Consider the following 9735-nt stretch of genomic DNA (forward strand, 5'->3'; position numbering starts at 1 on the left):
TGCCTCGCGGCCCCTGCCTCGCGGCCCCTGCCTCGCGGCCCCTGCCTCGCGGCCCCTGCCTCGCGGCCCCTGCCTCGCGGCCCCTGCCTCGTGGTCCGGGCCCCGCGCTCTGAGGCTCGTGCGCTGTGGCTGTGTCTGGTGCCCGTGCTCCGGGGTCCGCGCCCGGCGGGCGGGGGATGTCCTGGCGTGGCGTCAGGACCGCGTGCCGCTCGGACCCGCGGCCCCTGCCCTGAAGGCTCATGCCTGTGGCCGGGAGCCCGCCGGGCCCTGCGCCCTGCGGGCGGAGGCGGTGGGTGGAGGCGGTGGGTGGAGACGGCCCTGGCACTGCGTCAGGGCCGCCTCCGCGCCGGCCTGTGGCTCCTGCCTTGCGGTCCGGGCCCCGTGCTCTGAGGCTCATGCGCTGTGGCCGGTGCCCGTGCTCCGGGGCCCCGCGTCCGGCGGGCGGGGGAGGCCCGGGCGCGGCGTCAGGATCGTGCCGCGCGGTGTCGCCCGCCGGCCCATGCCCTGAAAGCCCCCCCCGCGCTCCGGGCCCCGCGTTCCGGGTCCCGTGCTCCGGGTCCCGCGTTCCGGGCGGGCGGGGGAGGTCCTGGTACGGCGTCAGGGCCCGCGCCGTGCCGCCTGGCGCGGGCCCGTGCCCTGTGGCCGGGGCCCGCGCTCTGCGGCCCGTGCCTGGCGGCCTACGTCCCGCGTTCCTGCCGCCGGGGTCCCGCGGGCCGTGCCCTGCGGCCCGGCCCGGGGCCCTGCGGCCCTGTGCCCCGCGGCCGGGGCACCGTGTCGCTGCCGCCAGGGCCCTGCGGCCCGTGCCCGCGGCTGGGGCCCCGCGTCCCTGCCGCCGGGGCCCTGCGGCCCTGTGCCCTGCGGCCGGGGCCCCGGTTCCCGCGGCCCGGTTCCCGCGGCCCGTGCCTGCGGCCCTGTGCCCCGCGCCCCCGTGCCCCGCGCCCGCGTGTCCTGCGGCCGGCCGGCCTGGCCCGGCCCGGGCCGGGGCCGGGGGTTCATATCGTGAGTGGTGCTGCTGTCACGGTGGAGCGGAAGACGGGGGTGCCGTGCTGGTGGGCGGTGACGAGGACGGCGGGTCCGCGCTGTGCGGGGGTGCGGGTCAGGCGGCGGGCCTCGATGAGGCAGGGGGCGTCCAGTTCCGCGTACTTGGTGAATTCGCTGGTGATGCTGAGCGGGAGGGTGCTGTGGCCCAGGACGGCGGTGGTGGCCTGGCGGGCGGCTTCCAGCAGTACCATTCCGGGCACGTGGTCGACGGGGTGGTCGAAGAGGATGGGGTGGGCGGTGTCGGCCCGCAGCTGCCAGCGGTCCGGTTGTCCGATGGGGGACAGCACGACGTCCATGGGGGAGACGCGGCCGACGTTTTGGGGTGCGGCCGGGGCGGTCAGCGGCAGCGGGCGGTGGATGCTGGCGGCGCGTTCGCCGCGCAGGCGTTCGTAGACCTTGGCGGAGGTGCAGGTGAAGGTGGCGCCTCCGGTGGCCGCGATGTGGCCGCCGCGGCGGATCACCGCGTCGTAGTGCAGGCCGGCCAGCTCGCCGCGGCGGCGCTTGACGTCGCTGCAGGAGATCTCCAGTTCGACCGAGGCGGGTGTGTCGCCGACGCGCAGGTGCGCCGGCTCGACGGCGATCGCGAGGTCCCACATGAGGAAGTGGTGGTCGAGGGGGACGCCGAACTCCGCGTGGGCCAGGAGCGATCCGGCCTGGCGGATCGTCTCGGCCGCGATCAGCGGGTCGTGGCAGCCGTCCACGGCGGCGAAGAAGCTGTGCCCGCGCGGCCACTGGGCGGAGACGGTGAAACGCTCCTCGTCCACGCGCGCCCAGTCGGTCAGCATGACCTCGGCGACGCTCGCGCGGTGGACGAGTTCCTTCGGGACGGTCGTGGTCAGGGACCGGAAGAGGAAGGCGCCGGTTCCTGCCAGGGGTATTGGGCCGCTCTCGGTGCGTACCGCGCCGGATATCGCGCCGTTCATACGGAACGTGCTCGCAGACATGGGTCCCCCTGAGTGCCTTGACTTGAATGTGAGTGGCAGATCCCTCAGGACAGCGAAGATACATACCACCCGGTTTAATTTCTAGAAGGAACGCGGCACTCCAGTCCGGTGATAAATGGAGCGATGTATTCCCAGATGTAGGGACGATCATGCGGCGGCCGCGGTGACCGCCTGTGACTCCTGGGTGGTGCGAGGTCACCGCGGCGGGCGGGCCGCCCCGCGCCCCGCGGCCCGCGAGGCGCCCTGTGTCCCGTATCTCAAGCGATCTCAAAGCCGTTCTTGAGTGGCCTGGCCCACGGTGTCTGCAGGCCCGAGAAAGGGGGACCGCTCGGATGGGGACGGAAGAAGCCCTGATCAGGGTGGAGCGAGGCCGGCCCGGCGAGGCGGAACTGGCCGCCGTGGTCGCGGTGCTGCTCGCTCTGCAGGCAGGTGCGCGCCGCGAGAGCGGCCGGGCGCCGGACGCCCGGATGCGTTGGTGGCGCGGCCCGGACGCCTATACGGCGCCCGGCAGCTGGCGCTGACCGGGGGAAGGGATCCCTCCGGATTCCCTCCCCACCAATGGAAACCGCTCAGGCGGTTTGTTACGATGCTCGACGGACCCGGGGCGGGACCTCCTCGGCCCTGCCCCAGGAAGGCACCTGACATGGCGATGACGACTGCCCCGGCACCGGCCGAACCGGTGCCCACCGACATCCGCGGGCGCGTGGCGGAACTGCACAGCATCCGTGAGCAGGCGCTGGCCGGGCCCGGCGAGCGGGCGACGGCGGCGCAGCACGCCAAGGGCAAGCTGACCGCCCGCGAGCGGATCGGGCTGCTCCTGGACCCCGGTTCCTTCCAGGAGGTCGAGCAGCTGCGCCGGCACCGGGCGACGGGTTTCGGGCTGGAGGTGAAGAAGCCGTACACGGACGGTGTGATCACCGGCTGGGGCACGGTGGAGGGCCGTACCGTCTTCGTGTACGCGCACGACTTCCGCATCTTCGGCGGCGCGCTGGGCGAGGCCCACGCCGCGAAGATCCACAAGATCATGGACATGGCCATCGCTACCGGAGCCCCGCTGGTCTCGCTCAACGACGGCGCCGGCGCCCGCATCCAGGAGGGCGTCTCCGCGCTCGCCGGCTACGGCGGCATCTTCCGGCGCAACACCCGGGCGAGCGGCGTCATCCCGCAGATCTCCGTCATCCTGGGCCCCTGCGCGGGCGGCGCCGCCTACAGCCCCGCCCTGACCGACTTCGTCTTCATGGTCCGCGAGACCTCGCAGATGTTCATCACCGGCCCCGACGTCGTCCGGGCCGTCACCGGCGAGGAGATCACCCAGAACGGCCTGGGCGGCGCCGACGTGCACGCCGAGACCTCCGGCGTGTGCCACTTCGCCTACGACGACGAGGAGACCTGCCTCGCCGAGGTCCGCTACCTGCTGTCCCTGCTCCCGCAGAACAACCGGGAGACCCCGCCCGCGGCGCCCTGCGACGACCCGGCCGGCCGGCGCGCGGACCGTCTGCTCGACCTGGTCCCCGCCGACGGCAACCGGCCCTACGACATGGCCCGGGTCATCGAGGAGATCGTCGACGACGGCGAGTACCTCCAGGTCCACGAGCGCTGGGCGACCAACATCATCTGCGCCCTGGCCCGCCTGGACGGCCGGGCCGTCGCCCTGGTCGCCAACCAGCCCCGGTCCCTGGCCGGCGTCCTGGACATCGAGGCGTCGGAGAAGGCCGCGCGCTTCGTCCAGATGTGCGACGCCTTCAACATCCCGATCATCACCCTGCTCGACGTCCCCGGCTTCCTGCCGGGCGTCGGCCAGGAGCACGGCGGCATCATCCGCCACGGCGCGAAACTGCTCTACGCCTACTGCAACGCCACCGTGCCGCGGATCTCGCTGGTCCTGCGCAAGGCCTACGGCGGCGCCTACATCGTCATGGACTCCCAGTCCATCGGCGCCGACCTGACCCTGGCCTGGCCGACCAACGAGATCGCCGTGATGGGCGCCGAAGGCGCCGCAGGCGTCATCTTCCGCCGCCAGATCGCCGAGGCCGAGGACCCCGAGGCCATGCGGCAGAAGATGGTCAAGGAGTACCGCTCCGAACTCATGCACCCCTACTACGCCGCCGAACGCGGCCTGGTCGACGACGTCATCGACCCCGCCGAGACCCGCGCGGTCCTCGTCCGCTCCCTGGCCATGCTGCGCAGCAAACACGCCGACCTGCCCTCACGCAAACACGGCAACCCCCCGCAATAGCACGACGTCGGTGAAAGCCGCCGGCGCCGGCCGCGGTGCCGGCCCCTGCGGCCTCCCGTTCCCCAGGAGAGCGCACATGGTCAAACAGCAGCGAGCGGCCCGCACCCGGCATGCGCTGATCCAGGCCGCCGCCACGGTGTTCGCCGAGGAGGGATTCGTCACCGCGTCACTGAGCACCATCAGCCGGCGCGCCGGGGTCAGCAACGGCGCGCTGCACTTCCACTTCGCCAGCAAGCACCTGCTCGCCGAAGCGGTCCGGGCCGAGGCCGCCCGGACCGTGCGCCGCATCACCGACGCGGCACAGGCCCGCCAGGGCGGCTCCTGCCTGCAGACGGTGGTGGACGCCACCCACGAGCTGATGGGCAGCCTCGCCCACGACAGCGTGGTGCGCGGCGGCTTCGAACTCGCCGGCGACACCGCACGCGGCGGGGAGACCTCCCCGCGCACCCAGTGGCAGCACTGGGTGGAGGACGTCCTGCGCCGGGCCGAGCACAGCGGCGCCCTGGCGCAGGGGGTCTCCGGGGCGGACGGCGCCCACGTCATCGTCGCCGCCACCGCCGGCTTCGAGGTCCTCGGCGGCCAGGACCCCTCCTGGCTGTCACGGCAGACCATCACCGGCTTCTGGGAGGTGCTGCTGCCCCGGCTCGCCGACCGCCGGGACCTGGACGCCCTGGTGTGCGCCGGCTCGCAGCGGCCGGGCACCCTCCCCCCGCGCGAGCAGCCCGCGCGCGAGCGGTCCGCGCAGGTCAGCCCCGACCGATAACAGACCGTGCGGTCTGTCAACTGGCCCTGCGCGGGAACGCGGATCCCCTTTTCCTCCCCTCCGGGTGCTCCCGCGCGGCCCGGAACGGGCGCCCCGGAGCCGTGAGTTCCGCCCCGGGTGGGGGATTCGGCTCGATCCGGTGCGGTATGCGACCATGGCCGGGGAGAGAAAATACAGGGTGTGCGGTTTGATATTGACAGACCGTGCGTGCTGTTCTTAGCCTTGGCGGGGCGCCGGACCGGCATCTGTCGACGGCCACACAGGCATCTGTTGACGGCCACCCAATGACCGGAGCACTCGGGCACACAACAGGGGAGATCGAGTGGACATCGAGATACTCGGCGCATTGGCCGTACAGGAGAACGGGGTCTCCATCACGCCGACGGCCCCCAAGCCCCGCCAGGTCCTGGCCCTGCTGGCACTGCACGCCGACCGGGTGGTGTCCGTCTCCGACCTGATCGAGGAGCTCTGGGGCACCACCCCGCCGCGCAGCGCCCGCACCACCTTGCAGACCTACGTCCTGCAGCTGCGCGAACTCATCGCCGCGGCCCTGGAGCGGGACGCGCACGGCGGGCCGCAGACGGCCGACGGCACCCGCACGCCGCGCACCGCCAAGGACGTACTGGTCACCATGCCCAGCGGCTACCTGCTGGCCGCCGGCGGCGGCACGAGCGACGTCCGCACCTTCGAGCGCCTGTCGGGCATGGGCTACCGGGCCATGGACGCCGGCGACTTCCCCGGCGCCGCACGGCAGCTGCGCGAGGCACTCGCCCTGTGGACCGGCACCGCCTTCGCGGACGTCCAGACCGGCGAGCAGCTGGACATGGAGATCAAGCGCCTGGAGGAGAACCGGCTGTGCGCACTCGACCAGCGCATCGAGGCCGACCTGCGGCTGGGACGCCACCGCGAACTGCTGGCCGAACTGACCGTCCTGGTCAACCGCTACCGCACACACGAGAGCCTGCACGGCCAGTTCATGCTCGCCCTGTACCGCTCGGGACGGCGCGGCGAGGCCCTGGAGGTCTACCAGCGGCTGCGCGCCACGCTCGTACGCGACCTCGGCCTGGAGCCGTCCGCGGGGCTGCAGCGCATGCAGCGCTCCATCCTCACGGCCAGCCCCGAGCCCGCACCGGCGGCATCCGGCACCGCCAAGGAGCGCCTGGTCCCCACCAGCTGAGCCGGCCCACCGCTTCCCGGGGTACCCGCCCGGCCGGGTGACGCCCGGCCCGCCGGCACCCCGGGAAGCGGCAGGCCCCAGGAACGGCAGCCGGCGGCCCCCACGCCGCCCCCGCCCCCGCCCCCGGCGGTGTCCCGGCGGTGTCCCGCGCGGTGGACGGACGAACCGCTCGCAGCAGCAGCAGCAGCAGCGGACGGCGGCCGGTCCGGGACGGCCGGGGAACGCGGGGACCGCGCCCGCGCCCGCGGCCGGGACCGGATGCCGGCAGCCCCGGGGGCGGGGCACCGCCCGCCCGGCGACCCGGCGGCCAGCGCCCCGACCGCCGCGGGCCGGCACGACGCCGTCACGGGCCACGGCCCACCCCGGCCCGCCCACCCCGGCCCGCGCCCCGCCCCCCCGGTGGCTGTGCAGACCCGCGCGGTGCACCCTCCTGTGCAGGCTCGCGCGGTGCGCAGGTCCTGTCCGCGTACCGGCGCCGGGACGCGCAACACCGGCCGCTCGAGGCCGTGTCCAATGCACTGCCCCCCGGAGAGGTGTCCGCGTCCGACGTGCGGGGACACCCCCGGAACCCGGCCTGCCCCGGCCGCCCCCGCCGCCCCGGACGCCCGTGCGGCTCTGCCCCGTGCGCCTTACCCCCCTTCCTTTTCCTTTCTCCCCGGCACCCCTGCTCTTTCCGCCAGGACGCGGACGGCGGGCCCGCGCGGAGCGCCCCCGCCGCCAGGCGTGTCCCGCCCCCCTTTTGCCGCCCTGCCGGGGCGCACCCCCGGCGGCGCAACAGCGGCTTCACGGCCTCCCGCAGCCCGCCCGCAGCACCCCGCTTCCCGCTTCCCGCGTCCGGCAGCCCGGCCGGAGCCGGCGGCCACCTGACGCGCACGGCACGGCCGCCGCGCCCTGCGCACGCACCGCGTGTGCCGCCCGCCGAGCGGTTCACCGCAGCGCGCCGAGCGGCTCACCGCCGCCGGCCGGTGGGCGGATCCGCCGCGACGATGGAGCGCCGCCCGGACGGACCGTCCCGCCCGCCGGACGGGTCCGCGCATTCCGGGGTTTCTCCACAAACGGAATTCGCATGAACGGTGACCGGAAAGAGCCCTCTGTGATACGCCGGACCGGCTTCGCTCCAGGCGTCGTTCATCCCTTCCGGAGCCGCTCCGGCAGCCGTTCACCCCTTCCGGGGCGGATCGATTTGCGGGCCGGGGTATCCAGTTGAAACACCCTCAAACTCCGGTCGAGGAAAGCCGGGTGTGGCGTGATTCCCGCTAGTGTGCTTACGGCGATGTAATTCAGCCATGAGAGGAATTCGACGAGGTACGGAGGAACGCAGTGAAGATTCAGGTTCTGGGTCCGTTGAGTGCCGAGGTCAACGGGGGGTCGATTGTCCCGACGGCCGGTAAGCCGCGGCAGATTCTTTCTCTGCTCGCCCTCTATCCCGGACGGGTGATGCCGGTCCCCATGCTCATGGAGGAAATCTGGGGAACGGAGCCGCCGCAGAGCGCACTCACCACTTTGCAGACCTACATCCTCCAGCTGCGCCGGCGCCTGGGCACCGCGATGGGGCCCGACGCCCCCGGCGCGGCCAAGGAAGTGCTCGCCACCCGGCACGGCGGCTATCTGCTGCAGATACCGCCCGAGAGTGTCGACGTGCACGAGTACGAAAGCATGGTCACGGAAGGACGGGCGGCTTTCGAGGCCGGCGACGACGACAGATCGGCCGACCGTTTCCGCCGCGCCCTGGACCTGTGGCGCGGCCCCGCACTGGTCGACGTACGGGTCGGGCCGATCCTCGGGATCGAGGTCATGCGCCTGGAGGAGAGCAGGCTCGGCACCGTCGAACGGCGCATCGACGCCGATCTGCGGCTCGGGCGGCACTCCGAACTCATCGCCGAGCTGGCCGAGCTGACGGCACGCTACCCGCAGCACGAAGGACTGCACTCGCAGGCCATGGTGGCGCTGTACCGGTCGGGGCGGCAGGCGTCGGCCCTTTCCGTCTTCCGCAAGCTGCGCATCCGTCTGATCGAGGAACTGGGCGTCGAGCCCTCGCCGCAGGTGCAGCGGTTGCACCAGGCCATGCTGGCCGTGGACCCGCAGCTGGATGTCGCCTCCGGCCTGCGGCGCACCTCGACCTTCGATCTCTATGCCGCCTGAGACCGGCCGGAGCGGGGGCTCGAGTCGTACTCAGAAGCTGTGCGGAACCTCTGTTCCCCAAGGCGTTTCAGTGCTGTGACTGAGCACGCCGGCCGGTGCGCCCGTCCGCTGCAGCGCGGCGCCCCGCGTGCACACGGGGCCGGGCCGCACCGTGCACACACGGGGCGGCCCGGCCCCGGACGGGCGCACCGGCCCGCGGCGCGGGCCGGCAGGGGGACGGCAGGCGAGGAAGCCGCGCCTTCGGCCGGCCCGGACCGCCGGCCGCGCCGGACGGGTGCCCGCGCCGTCCGGGGCGCTCCGGCGGACACCCACGGGTCGTTTCCGGCCGTGACAGGCTCCTGGCGCCGCCCTGCCCGCAAGGCGGGCCCGGCCCGGCCCCCGGCGCGGCGGATGCCCGCCCGCAGAGCCGCGCTACGGGCTCGCAGGGCCGCGCTACGGGCTCGCAGGGACCGGTGCGGGCTCGCCAGGGACCGGTGCGGGCTCGCGAGGTCGCGGCGCCGCCGCAGCCGGCCCGGCGGCGCGGGCCGTGCCGGTCACCGCTCGGTCGCAGGTCTTCGGCGCGGGCCGGTGCGGCGCGCCCTCTCGCGGCCGGCTGCCTTTCGGTGCCCGCCGGATCAACTCCCGGCCCGCCGGCTGACGTGCCCGTCACCGCCGTTCCTTTGAATAACGGCATTCGTGGAGCAGGAGCCGGAAAACCGGCAGAAAACCCTGAAGATCTCGACGGATCCTCTCTCCGGGCGGGACGGGTGATGACACCGCCCGTCGATACCTGCATTCTTTTCGGCGGACACGCTCTGCGCCGAACGGAAAGAATCTTCACGCGGCTTGCGGATACGGCGGAACGGGAACCGGGGAAGGCCTCGCGAAACGTCCGCTCTCCTCGGTTTCTTCAGGTGTCCTGGCGGTTCGCCATCCCGGTCACCGGCGGCGGGTCCGCCGGTGCGGCCGCCGCGGGTTTCCCGCCCGCTCGCGGCCGCGGTGTTCTCGTGCCCGACCGCGCGTGATTCCCCCGGCACCGCAGGCGGGCAATCACGCGCGGTCGGGTTCGTGTGCCGTGCGGGGTGCCCGGCCTGCCCGCCGGCCCGGCGCCTCACGAGACGTCCGCCGCGGACGTCCCGTGAGGCGTTCGGCCGCCGACGCGTCCTGTCCTGGGCGCCGGGGCCGGTGCGGGACGGTGCCGCGCGCGGTTGCCCGGCCGCCGTGTGCGGTGACGCCCCGCCCCGCGATCGCCGTGCCGGACAAGCTCGCTGACCGAGGCGTACTAGTGGACGCGCCCGGCCCGCGCCGCGTCCTGGCTCTCGGGCGGACCCTGTGGACCCTCCGGACCCGTCGCGGTCTTGACCGACTCCAGCAGCAGCTGGGAGACGTCGACGACCTGGACGGACTCCTTGGCCTTGCCTTCGTTCTTCTTGCCGTTGACGGAGTCGGTGAG

At 73.9% G+C, this 9735-nt stretch carries 6 protein-coding genes; 5 read left to right on the forward strand and 1 reads right to left on the reverse strand.

The annotated features are described in order from the left end of the window. Positions 1 to 992: 992 nt before the first annotated feature. Positions 993 to 1985 (reverse strand): ScbA/BarX family gamma-butyrolactone biosynthesis protein, encoded by a 993-nt coding sequence (locus ASD48_RS24075; RefSeq protein WP_057603788.1) that lies wholly within the window; start codon positions 1983 to 1985, stop codon positions 993 to 995. 332 nt (positions 1986 to 2317) lie between these two features. On the opposite strand from ASD48_RS24075, the gene ASD48_RS24080 reads away from it, so the two are divergent. The 5 genes from ASD48_RS24080 to ASD48_RS24100 all read left to right on the forward strand — a co-directional run bounded on the left by ASD48_RS24080 (position 2318) and on the right by ASD48_RS24100 (position 8303). Continuing rightward, the gene (locus ASD48_RS24080; protein ID WP_057603790.1) at positions 2318 to 2506 is read left to right on the forward strand and encodes an acyl-CoA carboxylase epsilon subunit; all 189 of its coding nucleotides are present in this window, start codon (positions 2318 to 2320) and stop codon (positions 2504 to 2506) included. A gap of 128 nt (positions 2507 to 2634) precedes the next feature. Further along, positions 2635 to 4221, forward strand: coding sequence for an acyl-CoA carboxylase subunit beta (locus tag ASD48_RS24085; RefSeq protein WP_057603796.1), 1587 nt, complete (start codon positions 2635 to 2637; stop codon positions 4219 to 4221). A 76-nt stretch (positions 4222 to 4297) separates the two neighbouring features. Next, entirely contained in the window at positions 4298 to 4984 is a 687-nt protein-coding gene (locus tag ASD48_RS24090; RefSeq protein WP_057603791.1) for a ScbR family autoregulator-binding transcription factor, read from the forward strand. 322 nt (positions 4985 to 5306) lie between these two features. Next, positions 5307 to 6161, forward strand: a complete 855-nt coding sequence (locus tag ASD48_RS24095) for an AfsR/SARP family transcriptional regulator (protein WP_057603793.1) — start codon at positions 5307 to 5309, stop codon at positions 6159 to 6161. Positions 6162 to 7481: 1320 nt separating this feature from the next. After that, positions 7482 to 8303: an AfsR/SARP family transcriptional regulator gene (locus tag ASD48_RS24100; RefSeq protein WP_057603794.1), complete on the forward strand. Its 822-nt coding sequence runs from the start codon at positions 7482 to 7484 to the stop codon at positions 8301 to 8303. The last annotated feature ends 1432 nt before the right edge of the window (positions 8304 to 9735 follow it).

This window comes from Streptomyces sp. Root1310, from assembly GCF_001426425.1.
In the GTDB taxonomy this organism is placed as follows: domain Bacteria; phylum Actinomycetota; class Actinomycetes; order Streptomycetales; family Streptomycetaceae; genus Streptomyces.

Excerpts from the sequence above, each read along its gene's own strand:
- ASD48_RS24075 (WP_057603788.1), bottom strand. The coding sequence starts at position 1,985 with ATGTCTGCGAGCACGTTCCGTATGAACGGCGCGATATCCGGCGCGGTA.
- ASD48_RS24090 (WP_057603791.1), top strand. The coding sequence starts at position 4,298 with ATGGTCAAACAGCAGCGAGCGGCCCGCACCCGGCATGCGCTGATCCAG.
- ASD48_RS24085 (WP_057603796.1), top strand. The coding sequence starts at position 2,635 with ATGACGACTGCCCCGGCACCGGCCGAACCGGTGCCCACCGACATCCGC.
- ASD48_RS24080 (WP_057603790.1), top strand. The coding sequence starts at position 2,318 with ATGGGGACGGAAGAAGCCCTGATCAGGGTGGAGCGAGGCCGGCCCGGC.